Annotated in this window: 16 protein-coding genes; 9 read left to right on the forward strand and 7 right to left on the reverse strand. The window is 60.6% G+C overall.

Annotated elements, in window-relative coordinates; genetic code table 11:
* The first annotated feature begins 5 nt into the window (after positions 1 to 5).
* Complete coding sequence (locus tag DMZ65_RS15710; protein WP_116599824.1) at positions 6 to 797, forward strand: YdcF family protein; 792 nt, start codon at positions 6 to 8, stop codon at positions 795 to 797.
* A 248-nt stretch (positions 798 to 1045) separates the two neighbouring features.
* On the opposite strand, the gene DMZ65_RS15715 is transcribed toward DMZ65_RS15710, so the two are convergent.
* The gene (locus DMZ65_RS15715) at positions 1046 to 2050 is read right to left on the reverse strand and encodes a replication initiator protein A (RefSeq protein WP_232825030.1); all 1005 of its coding nucleotides are present in this window, start codon (positions 2048 to 2050) and stop codon (positions 1046 to 1048) included.
* Between the two features lie 480 nt (positions 2051 to 2530).
* Between DMZ65_RS15715 and DMZ65_RS15720 the strand changes: the two genes are divergently transcribed.
* A complete protein-coding gene (locus tag DMZ65_RS15720) occupies positions 2531 to 3946 on the forward strand; it encodes an AAA family ATPase (RefSeq protein WP_116599826.1) in 1416 nt (471 codons plus the stop codon).
* Positions 3947 to 3974: 28 nt separating this feature from the next.
* Positions 3975 to 4964, forward strand: a complete 990-nt coding sequence (locus DMZ65_RS15725) for a ParB/RepB/Spo0J family partition protein (RefSeq protein WP_116599827.1) — start codon at positions 3975 to 3977, stop codon at positions 4962 to 4964.
* Positions 4965 to 5081: 117 nt separating this feature from the next.
* On the opposite strand, the gene DMZ65_RS15730 is transcribed toward DMZ65_RS15725, so the two are convergent.
* The 5 genes from DMZ65_RS15730 to DMZ65_RS15750 form a co-directional block, all read right to left on the reverse strand.
* Positions 5082 to 8318 (reverse strand): calcium-binding protein, encoded by a 3237-nt coding sequence (locus DMZ65_RS15730; protein ID WP_116599828.1) that lies wholly within the window; start codon positions 8316 to 8318, stop codon positions 5082 to 5084.
* Between the two features lie 350 nt (positions 8319 to 8668).
* Positions 8669 to 10618, reverse strand: coding sequence for an asparagine synthase (glutamine-hydrolyzing) (asnB, locus tag DMZ65_RS15735; protein ID WP_116599829.1), 1950 nt, complete (start codon positions 10616 to 10618; stop codon positions 8669 to 8671).
* Positions 10618 to 10989, reverse strand: a complete 372-nt coding sequence (locus tag DMZ65_RS15740) for a hypothetical protein (RefSeq protein ID WP_198662715.1) — start codon at positions 10987 to 10989, stop codon at positions 10618 to 10620. The genes asnB and DMZ65_RS15740 overlap by 1 nt, the downstream gene beginning before the upstream one ends.
* A 257-nt stretch (positions 10990 to 11246) precedes the next feature.
* Entirely contained in the window at positions 11247 to 12557 is a 1311-nt protein-coding gene (locus tag DMZ65_RS15745; RefSeq protein WP_116599831.1) for a TonB-dependent receptor, read from the reverse strand.
* A 67-nt stretch (positions 12558 to 12624) separates the two neighbouring features.
* Positions 12625 to 13236 (reverse strand): polysaccharide biosynthesis/export family protein, encoded by a 612-nt coding sequence (locus tag DMZ65_RS15750; protein WP_116599832.1) that lies wholly within the window; start codon positions 13234 to 13236, stop codon positions 12625 to 12627.
* 417 nt (positions 13237 to 13653) lie between these two features.
* Here DMZ65_RS15750 and DMZ65_RS15755 point away from each other — a divergent pair, with 417 nt between their 5' ends.
* From DMZ65_RS15755 to DMZ65_RS15775, 5 genes are all read left to right on the forward strand, one after another.
* A complete protein-coding gene (locus DMZ65_RS15755) occupies positions 13654 to 14538 on the forward strand; it encodes an ExeA family protein (RefSeq protein WP_116599833.1) in 885 nt (294 codons plus the stop codon).
* 52 nt (positions 14539 to 14590) lie between these two features.
* The gene (locus tag DMZ65_RS15760; protein ID WP_157960653.1) at positions 14591 to 16078 is read left to right on the forward strand and encodes a GumC family protein; all 1488 of its coding nucleotides are present in this window, start codon (positions 14591 to 14593) and stop codon (positions 16076 to 16078) included.
* Between the two features lie 39 nt (positions 16079 to 16117).
* Positions 16118 to 16927 (forward strand): tyrosine-protein kinase family protein, encoded by an 810-nt coding sequence (locus tag DMZ65_RS15765; RefSeq protein WP_116599835.1) that lies wholly within the window; start codon positions 16118 to 16120, stop codon positions 16925 to 16927.
* Positions 16928 to 17020: 93 nt separating this feature from the next.
* Complete coding sequence (locus DMZ65_RS15770) at positions 17021 to 18448, forward strand: mannose-1-phosphate guanylyltransferase/mannose-6-phosphate isomerase (RefSeq protein WP_116599836.1); 1428 nt, start codon at positions 17021 to 17023, stop codon at positions 18446 to 18448.
* A 127-nt stretch (positions 18449 to 18575) separates the two neighbouring features.
* Entirely contained in the window at positions 18576 to 19994 is a 1419-nt protein-coding gene (locus DMZ65_RS15775; protein ID WP_116599837.1) for an oligosaccharide flippase family protein, read from the forward strand.
* Here the strand turns inward: DMZ65_RS15775 and DMZ65_RS15780 are convergent.
* Positions 19964 to 20905: a hypothetical protein gene (locus DMZ65_RS15780; protein ID WP_232825032.1), complete on the reverse strand. Its 942-nt coding sequence runs from the start codon at positions 20903 to 20905 to the stop codon at positions 19964 to 19966. The genes DMZ65_RS15775 and DMZ65_RS15780 overlap by 31 nt on opposite strands.
* A 144-nt stretch (positions 20906 to 21049) precedes the next feature.
* Here DMZ65_RS15780 and DMZ65_RS15785 point away from each other — a divergent pair, with 144 nt between their 5' ends.
* Entirely contained in the window at positions 21050 to 22162 is a 1113-nt protein-coding gene (locus DMZ65_RS15785) for a glycosyltransferase (protein WP_157960654.1), read from the forward strand.
* The last annotated feature ends 49 nt before the right edge of the window (positions 22163 to 22211 follow it).

The following is a 22211-nucleotide window of genomic DNA, read 5'->3' on the forward strand; positions in this document are numbered from 1 at the left end:
CCCGCATGATCAGATCCCTTCTGGTGTTCATGACGACCCCCTCGAATTTCCTGATCCTGCTGGTCGTGGCGGGGTTGGCCCTGTTCCTGCTCCGCCTGCGCCACCTGGGCCTTTCTGCCATCGGGTTGGGCGCAGCGGGGCTGCTGGTCTTCGGCTATAGCTCGGCAAACGAATTACTTCTGGCTCCGCTGGTGTCACGCTTTCCGGCCATGACCGTGGCAGAGGCGCCAGAACCTTTCGGCATCGTGCTCGTGGGCGGCGGCGTCAACGAGGTGCATGCGCAACGCACCGGTGCGCTGATGGAGCTGACGGAGGACGGCGATGCGATCCCCATCGCGGCCCTGCTGGCCCGCCGCTTTCCCGATGCGCGGATCATCGTGAGTTCCGGCAGCGGTGCCGGCGGCCCCCCTGCCCCGCTGCGCCAGGCCGACGGGATGCGGCGCATCCTGCTGGAATTCGGCGTTGCCGATGACAGGATCGACGTCGAGGGCGCATCCAGCAGCACCTTCGAACGCGTGCGCAATTCCATCGCGCTGATCGGGGATGACAAGGACAAAACATGGTGGGTTCTGAGTTCCGCCCACCGGATGCCCCGCGTGATCGGGACCTTCAGAAAGCTTGGGATGGATCCGGTGCCCTACCCGGTCGATTTCCGGTGGATTCCGCCATTCGATCCCTTCTACACCTATCACTTCACCGACGGGCTGCGGCTGACGGATCTCGCAGTCAAGGAATGGCTGGGGCTGGCATCCTACTGGCATCAGGGCAGGACCGCGTCCTATTTTCCCGCCCCCTGACCCAGTGAGATCGTCAATCCGCCCAGCCAAACCGGGCGATAGGTTCGGTTTGGCCACGAAAAAAGCGCTCCGATAAGCGCCCGTATTCACGCCTCCATATTGCCACCCTGGCCTTGCGTCTTTTTGCACCACTCGCGCAAGCCAGTGTAGGACGAAGCGTTTCGCATGCGAAACGGCCATCTACAAGGCCCTGATATTGCGCTTTATTTTTAGTTTCTTGGTGGAAACCTTCCAGCGCAAGTCAGAGTTCAGCCCGCACTGCCACGCTTTTTCACCCAGCCCAGAAAGGCGCGGTCGGGGGATTTCAGGCGGGGGGCGCCGGAGGCGATCCAGACGGCCTGCCATTGGGCCTCAAGCGCATAGACATCAAGACCGGGCATCAGGGTGCGGGCGGCGGCAAACGTCTCGGGGGCAAGCTGTGGGGCGTGGGCGGTGGGCTCTATCACGGCGGCGATGGGCCGCACGCAGATCATATCCCCCTCTTCTTCGGTCAGCGTGTAATCGGGCAGGTGCGCATCGCGGATGATCTCGCGCAGCATCGCACGGAACACCCGGCGCGGGCTGGCAGAGCCGGATTTCTTGCACAATGTCTCGACCGACACCCGCCATTCCGGCTGCCGTCCGCAATGCTTGCGGCACAGTTCGTAGATCCGACGTTCCAGCGGCCGGCGCAGGGTGAAATAGTCCCGGCTGAGCGTCAGCACGGATTTCGACAGCACCGCGCGGTAAAGCCATTCCGACAGCGTCACCGCCACGCTGACCATGCGGCCCCCACGGGTGCGGCGGACGATCTCCCAGCTTTCGATCAGGCCAAAACCGGTGGTGACCTCGAAAGGGTCCGTCTTTGGGCCGGTGGTGATATTGGTGGTGACGCGCGTGCCGGCCAGCCGCTCGAACGCATCGCGCAGCCGCCGGTAGCCATCGCCGGAGGTCTCGCGTCCCGTGGCCAACAACAGATCATGCGCGGTCAGCGTCAGCGTGCGATGGGTGGCCCGGCCGGCATTGAGCGCCGCCATAAGCTGGGAGATACAGAAAATCAGGATATCGGCATCAAAGATCGTCGCCCGGCCCTTGACCGAGGGCGTGACCGTCACCTCGATATCGTTGTGGCGGTATTCGATGATCCGGCGATCGGGCCGCGTGGACAGCGAGAACAGCGGATGTTCCATCGAGGCAAGGTCGTGCTTGGGGACCGCCGCGAAAAAATCGCATACGAAAAAGTCACCCGCCGCCTGCGGGGACCCGGTGTTCACCGCCGCCTTGTCGCGCAGCCGCGACTCCGGTCTTCATCTGCCATGCTCTGCTCGCTCTCGTACCTGGCGCTTTTTTTTTCCCGTGGTCCGAAAACCCAGGGGCGCTCTTCGGTGTTTCAGTGACACCCACATTAGAAAGGCCGCACGATTCTGTCCACAAGCACGTCCGCTGAAATCGTGGGACCGGAGTCACCTGAGCGTGGGATCAGAGTCGCCTTTTCGTGGCATCAGAGTCACAGGAACTTTGTTAGAGAGGCAAAACCATTTTGAATACAGGGCTTTACGGGAAAGCCTCTGATCCTGTAACTAATTAATAACCAAATAATAACTAAGCAGCACTTTGAAGCTGCGCTTCTCGTCGTCGCAGTACATGCTGGCAAGCCATTGGATTTGCATAGAACCCCCATAGATGAGCAATGTTTTCTTGCATGTAGCGTGTTTTGCGGTATCTTGCAGAAAACACGGCATATCGAGAGGGTCATGAGCAGTACATCCTCCCCCCCACCCTATTTCAGAATCGCCCCCGATGCGGCGATGTCGGCAATGGAGGATCCGGTCAGAACGACGGATTTCGCCGAAATCGCCGAGGCCTGCCTGCGTGGCCGCAGCGACCTGGCCGGGCGCGGCATGAATCCGGATGGCTCCAAGACGCTGCGGCTGTTTTCCACTTGGGAGATCACCAAATATCTCATCCCCGTGGCGCCCGCACATTTCCGGCGCGTGCTGCGCGCCCATCCCGAATTGCCGCAAGGCCAGTCGGAAACCGATGGCGGTGCCAAATGGTTCACCTTCAGCGAAGTATTGCAGCTTCGGACGCATTTCGGGACGGAAGGCTCCAAGGCCAAGGAATACCTGCCCTACCGACCCAAAGGATTGCCGGCCAAGACCGTTGCAGTGGCGAATTTCAAGGGCGGCGTCGGCAAGACATCCACCGCCGCGCATCTGGCCATGTCGGCCGCGCTGGACGGGTACAAGGTGCTGGTGATCGATCTGGACAGTCAGGGGTCCATGACCTCGATCCTGAACGGGCAGGTGGCCGATGAATGGCAGACCGTCTTTCCGATGATTGCCAGGCATTACGCGGAATACCTGCGGGCCGAGAACCAGCGGCGCCTTGACCGCGGAGAAGCCCCCCTGCCCCTGGACGACACGCTGAGCGAGGCGCTGGAGATCAATCCTGCCGATCTTGTCCGGCCCACGCATTGGCCGAATATCGACCTGATCGGCGCGCAGCTCAATCTCTATTGGTCAGAGTTCCAGATCCCGGTCTGGCGCATGGCCGGGCGCAGCTGGAAGCTTTGGGATGCGCTGAGCGAGGCGCTGGAGAGCGGCGGGCTGCTCGACAGTTACGATCTTGTGGTGCTCGATACCCCCCCTGCCCTTGGCTATCTGACGATCAACGGTCTGGCAGCGGCGGATATCCTGATCGTGCCCACCGGTGCCTCTTTCGTTGAATTTGACAGCACCGGACGGTTCTTCGACATGCTGCATGCCGCCTTTCAATCGATCGAGGAAGGCGAGAACATGGCCGCCCGTGCCCTGGGGCGCCCTGAACTGCGTTTCGAATGGGATGCGGTGCAAACCGTGATCACCCGCTTCGATTCCAGCCAGCAGGCGGAAATGGCCGGGCTGATGCAGACCTATCTGGGCCACCGCCTGTCGCCTTTCCGGCAGGATTACACGGCACTGATCGGACAGGCCGGAGAGCGCGTCCACGGCATCTACGAGGCCGATTACCGCGATTTCAACCGTGACACCTATGCGCGCGGGCGCGCGGCCTTTGACGAGACCTATGCCGCGTTCAAGCGGCTTCTCGTGGGCAGTTGGCGCCGGGACGAACTGGCCCGGGAGAAAGAGGGCAGGGCGTCGCGGGATGCGGCTCTGAACGCGGGTTAGGGCCTGCATATACAGGAGGAACGGGATCATGGCGAAACGCAGGCGGCTGGAACCGGCAAACCCGGCAAGCGGGCAGCAGGGGCTGGAGACAAAGGGCTATGTGAACGGCTGGGCCGGGTCGCCACGCCGGGCCGCCCCGATTGCCGATATTGCGGATGATGCGGCGGGGCAGGCGGCCTTCGAGGAGGTCGCAGGCGCGCTGCAATCGGCCCGCGAAGAGGGGCGGCTGATCCAGCGCATTTCTCTGGACGAGATCCGGCGCGATCATCTGCTGCGCGACCGGCTTACGCTGGACGAAGAAGAAATGGCTGCGCTGGAGGCGAGCATCGCGAGCCGGGGCCAGCAAACCCCGGTGGAGCTGGTGGCGCTGCCTGCGGGGGGATACGGGTTGATCTCGGGGTTGCGGCGGGTCGAGGCGCTGCGCAGGCTGGGGCAGGGGACGGTGCTGGCGCTGGTGCGTGCGCCCGAAAGCTCCGAAGCTGCGTATCTGGCCATGGTCGAGGAAAACGAGATCCGGGCCAACCTGTCCTTTTACGAACGCGCCCGGGTCGCGGCAGAGGCTGCGGGCATCGGGGTCTACCCCTCGCCAAAGGTCGCTGTACAGGCGCTTTTTGCGCATGCCAGTGCCTCGAAACGCTCCAAGATCCAGTCTTTCGTGACACTGCATGAGGCGCTTGGATCCGCTTTGCATTTCCCGGAGAGCATCCCCGAAAAGCTGGGCCTGGCGCTGGTGAAGGCCATCGACACAGTGCCTGCCTTCGGGGTGCGGTTGCGCGACAGTTTGCGCAAGACCCCCGCAACGGATGCTGCGGCGGAACGGGCGGCGCTGGAACGCGCGCTGGCGCGGGCCGAAAGCAAGGCGACAGACAGGAAGGTTGCTTCCGGACCCCGTGGCGAAGAGGTGGCGCAGGGTCTGTTTCTGGAAACTGCGCGCGGAAAGATCGTGCTGCGGGGGCAGAGGCTTGATGCCGGGTTGGTGGAAGACCTGCGGCGTTGGCTGGCTGGACGCGACGCCTGATTTTCCCGAATTATTTCAGGAAAATTAAGTAAAAACAATATTTTGGAATATGGCGTTTCGCACGCGAAACGAAAAACAACCCGGCCGCCGCAACGAAGCGGCGGCCGGGTCAGACGATCAGACGAGGAAATCGGCGAACCGATCGTAGATCAGATCCGAGGCAGTGCCGAAGATATCGCCAACATTCTGTTCGACCTCTGCCATGGTGACGTCGCGAAGCAGGATGTAATTTCCATTGTAGGAAATAACGGCATCGTTGTTGCTTTCGGACAGGGTGATGCCTTTGAAGCCCCGGAAGCCGTTATCCACATCGCCAAGGACAAGCTTGTCCGTGCCAACCTGGAAGTCGGTGATGACATCGCCCCAGTCGCGCCCGTCAACGGCGAAGACGAAGACATCGGCCCCCGCGCCACCGGTCAGGGTGTCGTTGCCCCATCCACCTTCGATCTGGTCACTGTCTTGCTCACCATAGAGGACGTCATCGTCACTGCCGCCTCTGAGCCAATCCTGGCCGGCTCCGCCCAGGATCGTGTCGTTTCCAAGCCCGCCATATGCCAGGTCCCGGTCTGCGCCGGTATTGATGAAGTCGTTGCCTGCATGGCCGCAGGCGATGTCGATGCCAAAGCCGGACCGGATGATATCATCCCCGCCATAGCCTTTGATCAGGTCATGGCTCGCGCCGGTGATGATTTCTTCGCCTATATTCGTGCCATTTATCTGGTTAACACTGTTGTTGCCCACCGCTTCTATGGAAGTGCCTCTGCCGTTCTCGATCTGAAGCTCCACCACGTCGGTGGTGTGATTGATGGTCAGGGTGGCGCTGCGATTGGCGGAAAGTCCAATGACGTCGAAGGAATCGATGTTGCCGGTGATTTCATCCGCGCTCATCAGAGTGTATGTGCCATTGGCCAGGCCGGAGGTCGCGGACAGGTCGACGACGATATCCGTCAGGGAGAGTTCGATATGGGAGTTGACCCGCGGTGCGTCCCCATAGGCACCGGAGCGGAACTCGGAAATCGATCCGAGGCCGGTGCCGTCGCTCATGAAGACCACTTCGGAGCCGGCATCGAAACAGATGACGCCCAACTGATTGTTATAGCCGTCAAAGCCGACCTGGGCATCGGCCCCGCGCACCACAAGGCTCTCTCCGGCACCCAGAGTGAAGTCGCCCCCATCAGCGCTGAGAAGGGCCTGACCGTCATCCACGAACAGGTCGACATTTCCGGTAATGACGCCAGTATTGGCAAAGCGCCCGCCATCCAGAGACACGTTCAGGGTCGCGGCTCCGATATGGCCTGTGCCGAGCCAGAATTGGCCTGCGGAGCTCAGATTTACGAAGCCGCCATCACCCTCTGCGTATGTGCGTGCAGTGACGTCGAGACGCCCATGCGAGATGTCGAGCTGTCCGCCGTCGCCAAAGCCAAGCGCGCGGATTGTGTTGGTGCCACCATAGACCACCCAGTTGCCGCCCAGATCCACGCCGTCGCCCGCCACTGTGCCGGGCAGATCTTCGGTGCTCCAGTTGATGCGGTTGTCCCAACGCACCCCGTCGCCAATTTCGTTGGGGATGAAGCGGATCTCTTCAGCGCTGGTGCGCGTGCCTTGCAAAACACCGAAAGCCTCTTGGAAATAGGCGTTGAGCTCGTCGGCTGATACGTCGTTCTCCGTAATCCAGTCGGCCAAGTCTCCGGCATCGGCGCGCGGATCGTTCAGCAGGGTCCGTGCAAGATTGGTGATGGTTGTGTCGTTGAGCAGATCGATGTCCAGCCCGCCGATGTTTTGCTGCAAGTCGTCAACCATCCCCCAATCAACAGCGTTTGAACCATACCAGTTATGGACGATGGTGTCGTTGTAGAAAGGGTCAAAGCTGTTGTTCAGGCCCCCGTGGCTCGAAGGCTGGTCCTCCAGCGCTCCGGGGTCGTTGGGATCCGTTTGATGGGCCACGATATTGTCGACCAGCGTTGTATCTAGGGCGTTGTTGGTGATTCCCAAGGCGAGTGCGCCAATACTGTTGGCGTCCTTGTAGCCGGCTGAGGTTATGACATTGCCCGAGAGCAGGGAGAAATTGCCGACTTGCCCGCTCCCTTGCCAATCGCCGCCACTGGTGACCACGCTAGCATTGTTCTCGTAGAAAAGATTGTCTTCGACAAAGCCGCCGCTTCGAAGGTTGGCACCGAAGGATGAGGCTTCGGCAGAGATGTTGTCCCGAAAGGTCAGGTCCCGTACCGAATGCTGCATGTAGACGTTGTGGGTGAGCATGCTTGGGGGTTGCGGGAAGTCCCCATCTCCGTTCGGATCATACCCGTCGCCCCAGCCGATGTGAACGAATTTGTTGTTCTCGATCAAGACGCCTGATGCACTGCTGGAGTAGATGCCATAGTCGCGATCAGGGCTCGGTTGCCAGTTGTTGCCATTTACCGGCGTGTCCTCACCGGTATTCGCGATGGTTGAATTGCGGAGCGTGATGCCATCCATTTTCTGCGCCGAGATTTCGCCATCTTCGGAAAAGGTCAGAGAATCGAAGATAACGTTCTTGCTATCGGTGCCATCTGGACCCACCAAATCAATCCGGTCAGTGAAATGCAGATCGTGGACAACAATATTTGAGAACTCATCACGAATAGCAGTTTGGCCGTTTTCGAGGACCGGCTGCTCGCCCTGCCCATAAGAGGTGATGACAATGGGGTGCAGCTCATCCTCGCCCGTTATGCCGTGCGGGAACAGGCCGGCGTTGCTCCCACCAAAGCCATCATAGCTGTAGCCTTTTTCGAAGCGCAGCCAGTGCGAGCCGGGCTCGGCCCCCAGATCTGCACGGGTCAGCTGGGTCCAGAGCATCGCGCCCGCGTCCTGCGCCAGCGCCATATCGGGATTGGAGCCATATTCAGGATGGGCCGCCAGCCATTCGCCATCTACAGCAGAGCGCGAGATGCCTTCACGCGCGGCAATATCGGCGACCGTCAGGGCATCAGCCGATGCGGAGACATAGACTTCGCGGTGATTGTCGCCGGTTTCGACGACCAAGTTGTCATTGGCATCGGTTTCCAGCATGTACTGGTCGGCACCGGTTCCCCAGCCAGCGGATTGAGACGGTGACGTGACTTCCAGGTTCACGGTCTGGCGTGATGTGGCACCGTTTGCCGCGGTGATTTCGACGGTGAAGGAGAGCGAGCCGGTATAATCGCTTCCGGTCATCACCAACGCCAGGGAGTTGTCGGGGTTGACGGTCAGGCGCCCCTCGTCCGGGGCGTCGATCACGCTGACATTGCGTGCGGTTTCGTAATTTCCGGGCAGAAGTGTTGTGGCCCGTCCCCCAGAGATTTGGGCATTTCCGAGATTGAGTAGCGAAAGTGGCATGTGAGCAAGCCCCTAGGTTTTCATCTTGCGACAGATATCTGTCGACAAATCTGTTTAAGGGGTCTGCAGGGCATACCCCATTCGGCGCGCGAATGGCCTGTGCCAGAGCGCGGATGTAAACTTCAAACGGAGATATGCTCTCCTGTTCCCTCGTGACTTTTACCGTCGGACAATGACCGGTGAGTGGCCGGTGAGTGTCCGCTTTAAGGCCTTTTAGGGAAATAATGGTTGCAGACAAGTTAACGGCGTACGCAAAGCGGCTGGTTTCCGCTGTGTGGCGGGAACCAGCCGACTAGGTTGCCGTGTAAGTGCGTAATTCCGCCAAGAACGCCCAAAACTTGGCTATCATCTCACTTGCTCAGGGTCTGCAGCCAGGCTTGGATCATCAGGACATTCCACAATTGCGGGCCCCAGTTGAAACGTTCCGAGAGATGCTGTTGCCAGAGGCGGTCGATCAGGTCGGCGTCGAAATTTCCTTCCCGGCGCAGGCGCACGGGATCGAGAAGCGCCGCAGCCCAGTCCTTCAGCCCGCTGCGCAGCCACAGGCCGATAGGCACTTCGAAGCCCATCTTGGGACGCTCTATGAGTTCTTTGGGCACATGACGGTAGAGAACCTGCCGCAGCGCCCATTTGGTGACGTCCCCCCGCAGTTTCTGATCTTCGGGCAGGCCGAGCGCGAATTCCACCACGCGGTGATCCAAAAGCGGTGCCCGGCTTTCGAGGGCCACGGCCATTGTCGCGCGGTCCACCTTGGCGAGGATGTCATCGACCATGTAGGTCAGCATATCGAGCTGCATCATCCGCTCGATATCGCTGAGATCCCCGCGTGGCGGCAGATGATCTGACAGCATCGAGGGAGGATGCGTCGCCCCTGGCACGGCGGCCTCTGGAAAGCGCCAAACTGACATCATGGTGCGGTGCAGTGTCTCCAGATCGGGCTGGCGTGCGTAATTGGCGAGGCGGTGCAATCGCTGGCCGATAGGCTCTTTGCCCTGCGGGGTAGGGATGATCGGTGCCAAGGCCGCGGTCAGTGCACCAGCAGGAATGGCCCGGATTGCACCAGCGCCCAAGGACCGCAAGGGGGCAGGCATCGCCGCCAGTTTTGCCCGCAGCTTGCTGGCATGGGCATATCGACCATAGCCGCAAAACAGTTCATCCCCGCCATCGCCCGAAAGTGACACGGTGACGTGCTCTCGAGCGAGTTTTGACACGAGAAAAGTCGGGATTTGCGAACTATCAGCGAAGGGCTCATCATACATGGTCGGCAGCATCGGGACGACGTCACGCAACTCCTGATCGGTCACATAAAGGTCGGTGTGATGCGTGCCCAAATGGTTCGCTACGGAGCGGGCGAATTCCGCCTCGTTGTAACGCGCTTCGTGAAAGCCGATGGAAAAGGTGTGGATCGGACGGTCCGAAAGATGCTGCATCAGCCCAACGATGGCCGAACTGTCGATGCCGCCCGACAGGAATGCCCCCAACGGGACGTCTGACATCATCTGCTGCCCCACAGCATCCAGCAGCAACGTCTCGAGGTCGTCCACCACCTGTGCATCGTCACGACGCGGCGGTTTGGGCGCGGCGGCGATCTCGGCACCGTTCCAGTAGAAATCATTCTCTATCTTGCCGGATTGAACCTCGATCGTGACGATCTCGCCTGGGCGCACCTTGCCGATACCTTCGTAAACCGACCGGTTCTCGCCGACATTGCCGTGACGGAGCACCTCCACCAGACTTGAGCGCGCGATGTCGCCCTCGAAAACCGGGTGGGCGCGCAAAGCCTTGAGTTCCGAGCCGAAGAGAAGCGAGCGCGCCTCGCCTTTGCCCTGCCAGCCATAATAGAGCGGCTTCTCTCCCATCCGGTCGCGCACCAGATACAAAACGCGGTTCTCGCGGTCCCAAAGCGAGATCGCGAACATGCCGATGACCTTCTCCAGGGTCTCGCGCAAGCCCCAGACATCGATGCCTGCAAGGAAGGTTTCGGTGTCCGAGGTTCCGCGCCAGCGAGGGGCGCGGCCCGTGGCCTCTATCTCGGCTCGGATCTGGCGATGATTGTAGAACTCGCCGTTGAAACACAGCACCCAGCGACCAGAGGCCGAGACCATGGGTTGCGCGCCAGCGGGGCTCAGATCGACGATGGCGAGGCGAAGGTGGCCCAGTGCGAGCCCGACCTCGGGATCATACCAATGGCCGCGACTGTCCGGGCCGCGATGAGATATGGCCTGCATCATGGGTGCGAGGATCTCTTCGCAAGCAAGCGCCGGGGCCGTGGTGGACAGATAACCGGTAATGCCGCACATCAGGAAATGACCCGCGCAGGATCGGCAAAATTAATGTTCTGGTCATTGACGTTGCACACCGGAACCAGCGTTTTGGCGAAAGAAGAGGTTTTCTTCAACGTCCCTTTCAGGCCCGAAGTAGCTGCGCGAAACGCAAGCCTGAGCGTCTCGACGAGGTGTCTCGGACGCGCTCGCTCTGCCGCAAGCATAATGACCATGAATGCAGGGCTCTTGCCTTTCTCCATCAAATGGAAAGTCGAGGCGCAGACTGCCTCCTCTTCCGGCCCGATTAGATGTACGTCTTTCGGTTGCCGGGCGGCGCTGATCCTTACAGCGAGGCTGGGTAGACGCAACTCGGTGACTGTACGCAGGATAAAGGTTTGGAATGCCACAGGACGAAGAGATGTCAAATAAGAGAGGCGAGGTAAGGCTGGCATCAAAAAGTCCTTCACTTGTGCGAAAATCTTATGCCGAAGGCTTGCAAATGAGTAAAGTCGGCTTGAACGCGTTCCGGGCGTCCATCGCGCGACTGTCAGCCGGTTGGAGCGGCCGCGGATCGCGTTGACCGACGAGAGCCGGGCAGGGCCTTCGGTGAGTGTACGCGTCTCGGAGAAGGAGCTGCTTGAGATGCCAGCATGTCTAGGAGCGCTCAGTTCCAGACAAGCTGTCTTTGCAGCCCGATGAAGACCGTGTTGGAATCGCGGTCGGCTGTGCCGTCCTCTTCGACGCGCACCATGGAGATGCCGCCGGTGAAGTCCCAGTCTTCTGTCACGGCGTGCCGGTAGGTCAGGCCGAGATTGTAGCTGCGGGAGTCGGTGCCGCTATCGGCGCGCTCGTCGCTGTCGCGCATGACGAATTGCACATCGAACCCGCTTCGGGTTGTCAGGTCCTGCTGGTAGCTCAACGACAGCTGGCTGTTGACGACTTCTGCGTCATCGCTATCCGTCGTGGCGACCTGTTCCAGGTCGACAGAGACCGCTCCGCGCGGCAACTCACGGCGCCAGGACAGCCCGAAAAGGGGCGCGGGGTCCAGATCTTCTGTCTGAGAGACGCCCAGCGAGTAGCGCAGGCTTCCAAGGGGCTGTTCAAGGCTGTGGATGAAGCGCAATTCGTTGCGCCGCCCGTTGGAGGTGATGCGCGACTGTGTCCGCAATTCCATGGTGGACCGGGGCAGTGCCTGGGTCAGGGACGCATCAAGAACCAGCCCGTCCCGGGTAAGGTCGCTGGTGCCGCTTTGAACGATTTCCTGCCATCCCAGCCCGATACGGCTGGACAATCGCGGCGTGATGTCCATGTCGAGATAGCTTTCGAGCCTGGAGGTGACGGTGTCGAGATCGTCCGGGCCTTCCTCGTCGAAATCCGTGTAGGCTGCGGTCAGGCCAAGGGTGATCCGCGGATCGAGTTCGAAATGCAGGTCGCCATCGAAGGACAGGCGGTCGGCATCCTGTAGGCTGGTGTCGGATGTCTCGATATAGCGGACCTGCCGTTGCGACAGCCGGTAGCTGCCGCCGAACGGTTCCTCGATGCCGAAAGCGCCGGTCAGCGACAGGTTGGCGGTCTGGCGCGCGCCACTGTCCACGGTGATGAAATCGGTGCTCTGGGTGTCTTCGTCGAAAGTTGTGCTTGTGGTGTTGCCAAGATCGACTTCACTGAAATCGAAGGCGGCCCCGATCCGGGAATGGCCGACATCACGCTGCCAGGCCAGGGACAGGCTGGGGCGCTCGAAGCCCGTGGCGTCGTCATTGGACACTTCCAGATCGCCACCCAGCGAGAACGAAAGCCGGTCGATCCGGGTGCGGCGTTCCAGCCCGAAGCGCAGGCTGGTGCGTGCCAGCAGGCGGTCCTCGCCGTCAATCGCGAGATCGGGGTTGTCGCTCCATTCGAGGCGTTGTGCGACATCGAGAGTGAACTGTCGGGCGCTGGCAGGGGTCTCCTGAGCCAGCGGCGTGCTGACACTCATCAGCACAGCCAGACCGGCGCCTCCTGCTTTGTGACAAGCCCGCCAGTTGCCCGGGCGCCGACGAGGTTTACTCGAACAGGCGGCGTTCTGGAACAAGAATAACATCGCCATCCCTAAGTATGATATCCTGGCGCAGGCCCGCGCCCTGCGACATGGCCCGGTAATTGATCGTGCTCACGCCTTGGCGGCCGGACCGCGGATCGGTGCGGCGCAGCTGAATGCGCTTGGTGGCGGCAAAGCGCGATGGCCCGCCGCCTATGGCGATCGCATGCAGGATGGTGCTGCCGGGTTCCAGTTCGACAAGGCCCGGCGCGCCGACCTCACCCAGAAGATAGACCTTGATCATTTCGGGTTCTTCGGGCGCGGCCGGCTCACGTTCGAGCGGCTGAACCGAGACGAAAACGGTCGGCGGGTTGGCGAAATTGCTGGCAATGGCGCTGCGGATGGCGGATTCGATCTGCGAGACGGTGCGCCCCCCCGCCCGCAGCGTGCCGGCATAGGGAAAGCTGAAATTGCCATCGGGCAGGACCGCGGTCGAGCGGTTCAGGCCGGGATCCTCAAGCACCTCGATCACCAGCATGTCGCCCTGCTGTACCCGGTAGCTGGATTGTGCGTTTGCAACCGTAGCCACGATGAACAGGCAGGCGGCGCACAGGCCGGATAGAATAAGACGTATCATGCTGGAAAAGACCCATGGTGACCGAGTTTCGATAACTGTCTAAAAGACGTTGACCTTATCGGTAAACAAACAAACACCCGAAGATGTCAACTTTCTGGTGGCTTGTTCTGTATTTGACACGCGCTGGTGGCGGAGTGATCCGTGACGCAACAGCCGCTCCGGGCTGTGTCCTGTCACGGTTTGTTCAAAAAAATTGTGGTCATGCCCTTTTCCTGGGCAGGTATGACCTGTCGCAATAATAAGATTATGACATATTTGCTGTCGGAAGGTATAATTCCGGTACGTTTTTTTGGGGTATCTGTCATTTTAAGCAAGCGGCCAGTTACCCTATGAAAAGCATATGTAGATGGTGTAAGGCCTGTAACCTGTGGCGTTCCGGAACAAACGGGCCGTCAGTGTGAACTTCGAGTGTGTGTTTTGAAACAAGATCTGTACCTGCAACATTTCGGTTTTTCGGAGCGGCCCTTCACGCTGTTGCCGGACCCGGATTTCATGTTCTGGTCCAAGGCACACAAGCGGGCGTTCTCTGTGCTTGAATACGGGTTGATGACCCGCGCGCCCCTGACGGTCGTGACCGGCGAGGTCGGCACCGGCAAGACGACGCTTTTGCAGGCGATGCTTGCCGATATGAGCGAGGATGCCGTGGTCGGGCTGATCTCGAACGCGCAAGGGGGGCGGGGCGATCTGCTGTGCTGGGTGCTCAACGCCTTCGATCTCGCTGTTGCGCCGGGCGCCGATTATGTGACCATGTTCCAGCAGTTTGTCGATTTTGTTCTGGAGCAATACGCGCACGGACATTTCGTGGTGCTGGTGATCGACGAGGCGCAGAACCTGACGCCGGAAACACTGGAAGAGCTGCGGATGCTGACCAATGTCAATTCCAACAAGGATGAGCTTTTGCAATTCGTGCTTCTGGGCCAGCCGGAACTGCGCGAGATGATCTCGCAGCCAGAGCTGCGCCAATTCGCGCAGCGGGTCAGCGTGAGCTATCATCTGACGCCGATGGACCGCGCCAATACAGGCGACTATATCCGGTTTCGTCTGCGCAGCGTGGACGGCACCGGAGAGGAGATTTCCGGGGAGGCCACCGACATCATCCACGAGATCAGCGGCGGGGTGCCGCGGATGATCAACAAGATCTGCGATCTGGCGCTGGTCTATGCGGCCAGCGCGGAGATGGAGCAGGTGGGGGGCGACATCGTCCGGGAACTGATGGAGGATGGCGTCATCCTGATTTCGCGCCCTGATCCGCTGGTCCTGTCCAAATCCTTCTGTATTCCCTCGTCGGAGGCTGCCGAGTAATATGTTGCCGATACGGTTTTACTGGATGCTCGTGCGGCGGCGGATGCCGCTCATGGTTGGCTTGGCGATGGTCTGCTCCGCGATCGCGGTTTATGCGGCGTTGACGTTGCCACCGGTCTATTCGGCCACGGCCCGCCTACAGGTGGAGGCACCGCAGATTCCCGACGACATGGTGGCCTCCATCGTGCGCACCGAAGCGTCCGAGCAGCTTCAGCTGATCCAGGAACAGCTGATGACGCGGGCGAACCTGCTCGAGATTGCCCGCAAGTACCGGGTGTTCGATAACATGAACGCGATGACGCCCGACAGCATCGTCGATGCGATGCAGCAGAATACGCGTATCCGCCGGTCAAGCGGACGCAACGAAGCCACGCTGATGTCGATCACCTTCACCGCCGCGCGGGGGCAGGTCGCCGCGGATGTGGTCAACGATTACACGACGCTGGTGCTGGAGGCCAACGCCACTTTCCGGCGCGACCGGGCGCAGAACACGCTGACCTTCTTTCAGCAGGAAACCGAGCGTCTGGCCGACGAGATCGACACCCAGAGCAACCGGATCATCGCCTTCAAGAACGAGAATGTGGACGCGCTTCCCGAAGACCTGAGTTACCGCCAGAACCGACAATCGGTGTTGCAGGAACGTCTGGGCCGGCTGGAGCAGGAACGGGCCGGGGTGATCAACCAGCGCAACGAAATGGTGTCCCTTTTCGAGGCCACCGGGCGGCTTGACCGGCCGGTGGCAGAGCTCTCTCCCGAAGAGCGCCGCCTTGAAGAGCTCAAGCAGCAGTTGCGTGAGCTTCTGGCGGTTTATTCCCAGACCAATCCGAGGGTCGTGCTGGTGCAGAACCAGATTGCCCGGCTGGAAGACAGCCTGACCGAGACGGCGGCCACCACCCCGGGGGAGGGCGGCGCGCCCGCGCAGGAGGCGTCGATCATCGACGTCACGCTGGCCGAACTGGATCAGCGGGTGGTCGAGATCGATCAGGAAATCACCCGCGTCAACGACGAACTTGAACGGCTGGCCCGCGCCATCGCGGCGACGTCCACCAACTCGATCACGCTGGAACGTCTGGACCGCGACCTTGAGAGCATCCGGGCGCGCTATAACACCACGCTCAACAATCTCAACCAGGCCCGCATGGCCGAGCGGGTCGAGGTCAACGCGCAGGGCCAGCGCATCAGCCTGATCGAGGGGGCTGTCGTGCCGCAGGATCCGTCCGGGCCGCCGCGCAAGAAGATTGCTGCGGCCGGCGTGGGCGGCGGGCTGATGCTGGCCATCGGTGTCTTCGTGCTGTTCGAGCTTTTGAACCAGAGGGTGCGCCACCCCGCCGAGATCAAGGCGCGCTTCAATATCGTGCCGATCGGGGTACTTCCCTATCTGGAGACCCGGGGCGAGCGCTTGCGGCGGCGCAGCCTGCAGGTTCTGACGCTGGTGGCGGTGCTCACGCTCGTGCCGGCAGGGCTTTATTATGTGCACACAGAGTTCATGCCGCTCGAAATCCTCGCCGATCGTGTCCTGCAAAAGCTGGGATTGACCTGATGATGCGGGTTGGCGGACTTCCGGAAGGACGGATGTAGAATGGAAAAACTTCAGGCCGCTCTGGCCAGGGCCCGAAATCAGCGCGACGGGCGCGCGGATCAGACCAAAGCCCCCCGGCGGCACCAGGCAGGGCTGCCACAGACCGTGCCAGAGCCCTGGGAGGCGCTGGAAAAGGTCGATCTGTCCCATGTGGGTCTGCGCCAGCACCGGATCGTGGCGCATGATGCCGGTCGCGGGGCGACGAATTTTGACATTCTGCGGACCAAGATCCTGATGCAGATGCAGCAGAACGGCTGGACCCGCCTGGCGATCACTTCGCCGGTCTCCTCAAGTGGCAAGACGACCGTCGCCTGCAACCTCGCGCTTGGTCTTGGACGCCAGGGCAATCTGCGCACGATGCTGTTCGATTTCGATCTGGGCGATCCTTCGGTCCATGAGTTTCTGGGCATTGAAAGGTCGCAACGGCTCTCGGATGTGCTGTCCGGGCGGGTGTCTTTGGGCGACCATGCGATACGCGTGCGTGACAATGTGGCGGTCGTGACGTCACCAGAGCCGGAGCCCGATCCCACGCAGTTCATCCTGTCGGATCGGATGGAGACGTTTCTCAATATCACACAGGAAAACTACCAACCCGACATCATGATCTTCGACCTGCCCGCCATTCTCAGCGGTGACCGGGCGCGGGCATTTCTCAATACGGTCGATTGTGCCCTGATCGTGGCGCTGGCGGGCCGGACCAAGTTCAGCGATCTCGATGCCTGCGAGCGCGAAGTGGCCGAAAGCACGAATGTGCTGGGTGTGGTGATGAATGGCTGCCACCCCAGCGCCATGCCCCGCGAGGACCTGTGATCCGTCACGATCCCGCCAACGCCGCGTCGATTCAAACGTGGACAACCACACCTCCGCGATCCTAAACAAAACCCATTCAAAGAAAGGTCTTTCATGGTGAAAATGACTCCGGTGCTTTTGTGTGGTGGGTCCGGTACGCGGCTCTGGCCACTGTCGCGCAAATCCTATCCCAAGCAGTTCTCCTCGCTCATGGGCGCGCAGAGTCTGTTTCAGGCCTCCACGCACCGGTTGTCAGGCGATGCGTTCGCGGCACCCCTGATCGTCACGGGCGAGGATTTCCGTTTCATCGTGTCCGAACAGCTTGCTGCCATTCATCAGCAGGCACAGACCATCCTGATCGAACCCGAAGGGCGCAACACCGCCCCCGCCGTGCTGGCCGCGGCGCTGTGGCTGGCAGAACATGACCCCGATGGGCTGATGCTTGTCGCGCCCTCCGATCACGTCATTCCCGATGCGGAAGCTTTTGGCGCGGCCATCGCCGCTGCCGTGCCGCGGGCCGAGGCCGGCGATCTGGTGACCTTTGGCATCGCACCCACCCGGCCCGAAACGGGATATGGCTATCTGGAGCTTGCGCCCGGTGCCGATATGTCGGTTTCCACGCCGCAACCATTGGCCCGCTTCGTCGAAAAACCCGATGCGGGGCGCGCGGCGGAAATGCTTGGCGCAGGTAATTTTCTCTGGAACGCGGGCATCTTCCTGTTCTCGACCAGGGCCATCCTCACGGCCTATGAGGCGCATGCCCCCGAACTGGTGGCGGGCGTCCGCGCCGCGGTGGCCGGATCGGCGCGGGATCTGGGTTTCACCCGCCTGGCCGCAGAGCCCTGGGCAGAGCTTGCCGAAATCTCGATCGACTATGCGATCATGGAAAAGGCCGACAATCTCGTGGTGATGCCCTATGGCGGCGACTGGTCGGATCTGGGCGGCTGGGACGCAGTCTGGCAGGAAAGCGGGCCCGACGATGCGGGCAACGTTGCCTCGACGAACGCCACCGCCATTGATTGCCGCAACACGCTTTTGCGCAGTGAGGCCGAGGGGCTGGAACTGGTCGGCATCGGGCTGGATGACATGATCGCCGTGGCCATGCCGGATGCGGTGCTGGTGGCCCATAAATCCGACAGCCAGCGCGTGAAAGAGGCCGTCGCGACCCTGAAGGAGAAAGGCGCCAAACAGGCAACCACCTTCCCCGTGGATCATCGCCCCTGGGGCTGGTTCGAAAGTCTCGTTCTCGGCGATCGCTTTCAGGTCAAGCGCATCGTGGTGCATCCCGGCGCGGCCCTCAGCCTGCAAAGCCACCATCACCGTTCCGAGCATTGGATCGTGGTGCAGGGCACCGCCAGGGTCACGGTGGATGACGAGGTGAAGCTGGTGACCGAGAACCAGTCGGTCTACATCCCGCTGGGCGGTGTTCACCGGATGGAAAACCCCGGCAAAGTCGACATGGTATTGATCGAAGTGCAGACCGGTTCCTATCTGGGTGAGGACGACATCATCCGCTACGAAGACGTCTATGCGCGCAATTGAAAGTGACTTCGGATGATCAAGTGCGGATTTGCCGTGACCGAGAAGGTTTTCCTGCGCGATCTGTTAGTGGCACGCAAATGATGTGCATCATACGGGTTTGCCGCGTCGCCTGCACTGAGCATGTGCCATGCTAGGGGTCATCCGAACCAAACTGTCGGGCGACGGCTTGGGCGCGCGGGTCATGCGCGGCTCGGCCCTGACATTCATGGGCTTCGGCACCAGCCAGTTTCTGCGGCTGGGATCGAACCTGATCCTGACGCGGCTGCTGTTTCCCGAAGCCTTCGGTCTGATGGCGATCGTGACGCTGTTCATGACCGGGCTGCAGATGATTTCGGATATCGGTCTGGCCACCTGCATCGTGCGCTCGAAACGGGGTGATGAGCCGGTCTTTCTTAATACGGCCTGGACGTTGCAGATCATCCGCCACACGGTTCTCGCGCTCATTTGTTGCGCCGTGGCCGGGCCTGTCGCGGATTTCTACGATGAACCGATCCTGCATGGGCTGATGTACGGGATCGCTTTGTCCGTCTTCGTGATGGGGCTGCGCTCGACCCGCATCGCCACGGCGAACAAGAAGATCCTTCTGGGGCGGCTGACGCTGATGGATCTGAGCAGCCAACTGCTGATGATCTTGACCATGGTTGTGCTGGCACTGGTCTGGGAATCGGTCTGGGCGCTGATGATCGGGATGATCGTGTCAAATCTGTCGACGGCGATCCTGTCGCATATCATGCTACCGGGCCATCCCAGCCGGTTGCAATTCGAACGCGCGGCATTTCTTGAACAGTTCCATTTCGGGAAATATCTCTTCGTCAGTTCCGGCGTGACATTCGTGGTCGAGAATGGTGACCGGATCCTGCTGTCGAAATTTCTCAGCCTTGCCTATCTGGGCTTTTACAATATCGCCTTCTTCTTTGCGTCTGTTCCGATGACGCTCATGGGGAGTTTCGTGAGCCGGGTGGTCTTTCCGCTCTACAGTGCCCGCCCGCCAGCAGAGTCCGCCGCCAACCGGCGCGCTATTTCCAAGACGCGTTTTGGCCTGACGGGGGGCATGTTCACGCTGCTTTTCGTGCTGGGGCTGATGGGGCAATGGCTGACGGATTTACTCTATACTGAGGAATATCAGGATTCCGGCCCAATTCTGGTTCTTCTGGCCGTGTTTCTGATGCCCAGCCTGATCATCCACAGCTATCCCAATCTGCTGCTATCGGTTGGAAAATCCAAGACCTATATGGGCTTTCAGGTCTTTCGTTTGGTCATGCAGGTAACGCTTCTTGTGTTTGGTCTGACGCAATTTGGCTTGATCGGTGCAATGATAGCACAGCCCATCGCAGCACTGCTGATCTATCCGGTGCTGATTTACCTGATCCGTCCCTACCGGGGAGAGGATTTCCTGCATGACAGTGTTTTTTCAGCGCTTGCAGTGATTTGCACGGCAATTGTCTTCTGGGTCAATGGTGACGCGCTGGACCGCGTGCTTGCCATCTCGGTCGAAGGGGCTGCGGAGGTAACCGTTCAATCCTCGGCGACGCCGCTTGGGGAATAGGCCGTCACGACCTGCCAGACGGTTTCCTGCATCGCGCGGGCAGCCTCTGGTCCGGGATCGGCGGCGGGCGTGCCGTTGGCCTTGTCCAGCGCGTGCGCCAACCCTGCCGGAGAGCGGCCATAGAGCACCGCGTAATGGGTCAGCGCCATCAGATAGGCACCGTAATCGTTGAAGTGGATCTGGTCCTTGAACAGGTCGTTGCGGCTCTGGATCGGGCCGATCCCGCCCGCAGCCTCAACCTGGCGCACGAAGGCCGCCATGACCTGCCCGCCGGGGATCACATAGATCGGCCGGGTGACGTCGTCATGGGCCAGCGTGCGGCGCAGGATCTCGCCCTCCCAATAAAGACCCAGATCGCGGTCGAGCCGGGCCAGCCAACCCTCTTCATCATCAAGATTGTGCCAGGTTTCATAGAGATAAACCCGTGCTTCGGGGTTTCCGTCCCGGGCGGCCCTGGCCCATTTGCGCAAGTATTCCTGCGAATCTTGATACTTGATACTGTCGCGGATCTCGACGGTTTCGGTCAGCACCACCACGTCATATTCACCCGAGGCCAGCGCCTCATGTGGATCGCGGAATTGCGCATGGGTGTTTTCCTGTTCGAATCCTTTCACGGGAATATCCGGTTCCCAGTGCTCGCGCAGATTGGCCCCCCAGCCCAGTTGGCTGTTGAAGCTGTGACCGTCCTCCGCCAGTTGCGCCAGCATCACCGGCATGTCCCTGCCCACAAGGCTGTGCCCCAGATGATAGACCCGGAGCGGGGCCTCCGCAGACGCCAGAGGCGTTTCATACAGCGCCTCGAATGCCCCCTGATCGAGCGGCGCGGGCACGCAACCGCGTGTCGCAAGCCCACAGGCTGACAAAAACAGCAGGGCCAATGCGGAACTCTTGCGTTTGAACTTTTGCAGCACGGAGGTGACCGTCGTTTACAATCCGGTGGATTTTATGGTAGCGGACAGGGTAATGATTTCAATAGTATATGGGCCAATATGGCCAAAAATATCTTGATTTTGCAAGGATTTGAGGCAGCGGTGGACCTATCCTGGATCGATAGCTTGGCTGGGCGATACGCAACCCGGCGTAACCTCTCCGGGCCCGCCGCGCGCGCCCTGGGCCGTCCGTTCTCGCGGCGTGCGCCGCTGCGCATGGCGATCTATTACGAGCCGAACGCGATCAGTTTTACCCAGATCTTTCCGTTTCTCTACCATTCCCGGCAATTGCGCGACCGCTACGGCGTGGAACTGCGCTGTTACCCCTCGACGGATCTGGTCGCAGGGAAAGCCCCTCGGGCGGACGGGGCCGATATTGTCTTGCTTCAGGTCTGGTTCACGGCCACGCCGGAAACGCTGGAACGCGTGTTCGGTCTTCTTGCCAAGGCGCATCCCGGGGCTCGCATTGCCTTTGTCGATTCATTTGCTCACAGCGATATCCGGATGGCAGCCCAGCTGGAGCCCGAGATCGGTTTCTATCTCAAGAAGAGCCTCTTTCGCGACCGTGAAAACTTTTTCCGCCCCTTCAGGGGCGATACCAACCTGACCGAGTTTTATGGTGATCTCTATGGAATTTCCGCCGAGCCGGTGGATTGGAACGTGCCGCGCGCGATCCTGCCCAAACTGCGCCTCAGCCCCAATTTCTTCACGGCGCCGCGGTTCCTGCGAACCTTTGCCGCCCAGGAGATGCCTTCGCTGGAAGATCGGCCTCTGGATATCCAGACCCGCTTCGGCAAACGTGGTTCGCCGTGGTATCAGGCAATGCGCGAGGATGCCTTGGCCCGGGTAAGAGCAATTGAGGGGCTGTCGCTGTCGCCGACAGAGCGGGTGTCCTATCCCCAATACATGCAGGAGATGCGGCAGTCGAAGCTCTGTTTCAGCCCGCATGGCTACGGTGAATTATGCTGGCGCGATGTTGAGGGCGTGCTGTCGGGTGCAGTGCTGATCAAGCCCGACATGAGCCATCTTGAAAGCCTGCCCGACATTTACCAGCCGGGCGTGACCTATCTGCCGGTGAAATGGGATTTCTCGGATCTCGAGGAAGTGGTGCGCCGGGCGCTGGCCGATCCGGACCTGCGGGCCGAGATTGCGGGCAATGCCTACCGGATGATCGCGGATTATGTGCGCCAGGCCCGGTTTGTCGAGGATATGGGATTTCTGTTCCAAGAGGCCCAATAACGCGCGGCACACCCTGATGTTATCGGTTTTATACGGGTGCCGTTCCCGG

Origin of the sequence: Primorskyibacter marinus (genome assembly GCF_003313245.1) — a bacterium.
GTDB lineage: Bacteria > Pseudomonadota > Alphaproteobacteria > Rhodobacterales > Rhodobacteraceae > Primorskyibacter > Primorskyibacter marinus.

What these genes read in the sequence shown, in the direction of transcription:
- DMZ65_RS15710 (WP_116599824.1), top strand. Translation starts at nt 6, where the DNA reads ATGATCAGATCCCTTCTGGTGTTCATGACGACCCCCTCGAATTTCCTG.
- DMZ65_RS15720 (WP_116599826.1), top strand. Translation starts at nt 2,531, where the DNA reads ATGAGCAGTACATCCTCCCCCCCACCCTATTTCAGAATCGCCCCCGAT.
- DMZ65_RS15725 (WP_116599827.1), top strand. Translation starts at nt 3,975, where the DNA reads ATGGCGAAACGCAGGCGGCTGGAACCGGCAAACCCGGCAAGCGGGCAG.
- DMZ65_RS15730 (WP_116599828.1), bottom strand. Translation starts at nt 8,318, where the DNA reads ATGCCACTTTCGCTACTCAATCTCGGAAATGCCCAAATCTCTGGGGGA.
- asnB (WP_116599829.1), bottom strand. Translation starts at nt 10,618, where the DNA reads ATGTGCGGCATTACCGGTTATCTGTCCACCACGGCCCCGGCGCTTGCT.
- DMZ65_RS15745 (WP_116599831.1), bottom strand. Translation starts at nt 12,557, where the DNA reads ATGAGTGTCAGCACGCCGCTGGCTCAGGAGACCCCTGCCAGCGCCCGA.
- DMZ65_RS15750 (WP_116599832.1), bottom strand. Translation starts at nt 13,236, where the DNA reads ATGATACGTCTTATTCTATCCGGCCTGTGCGCCGCCTGCCTGTTCATC.
- DMZ65_RS15760 (WP_157960653.1), top strand. Translation starts at nt 14,591, where the DNA reads ATGGTTGGCTTGGCGATGGTCTGCTCCGCGATCGCGGTTTATGCGGCG.
- DMZ65_RS15765 (WP_116599835.1), top strand. Translation starts at nt 16,118, where the DNA reads ATGGAAAAACTTCAGGCCGCTCTGGCCAGGGCCCGAAATCAGCGCGAC.
- DMZ65_RS15770 (WP_116599836.1), top strand. Translation starts at nt 17,021, where the DNA reads ATGGTGAAAATGACTCCGGTGCTTTTGTGTGGTGGGTCCGGTACGCGG.
- DMZ65_RS15775 (WP_116599837.1), top strand. Translation starts at nt 18,576, where the DNA reads ATGCTAGGGGTCATCCGAACCAAACTGTCGGGCGACGGCTTGGGCGCG.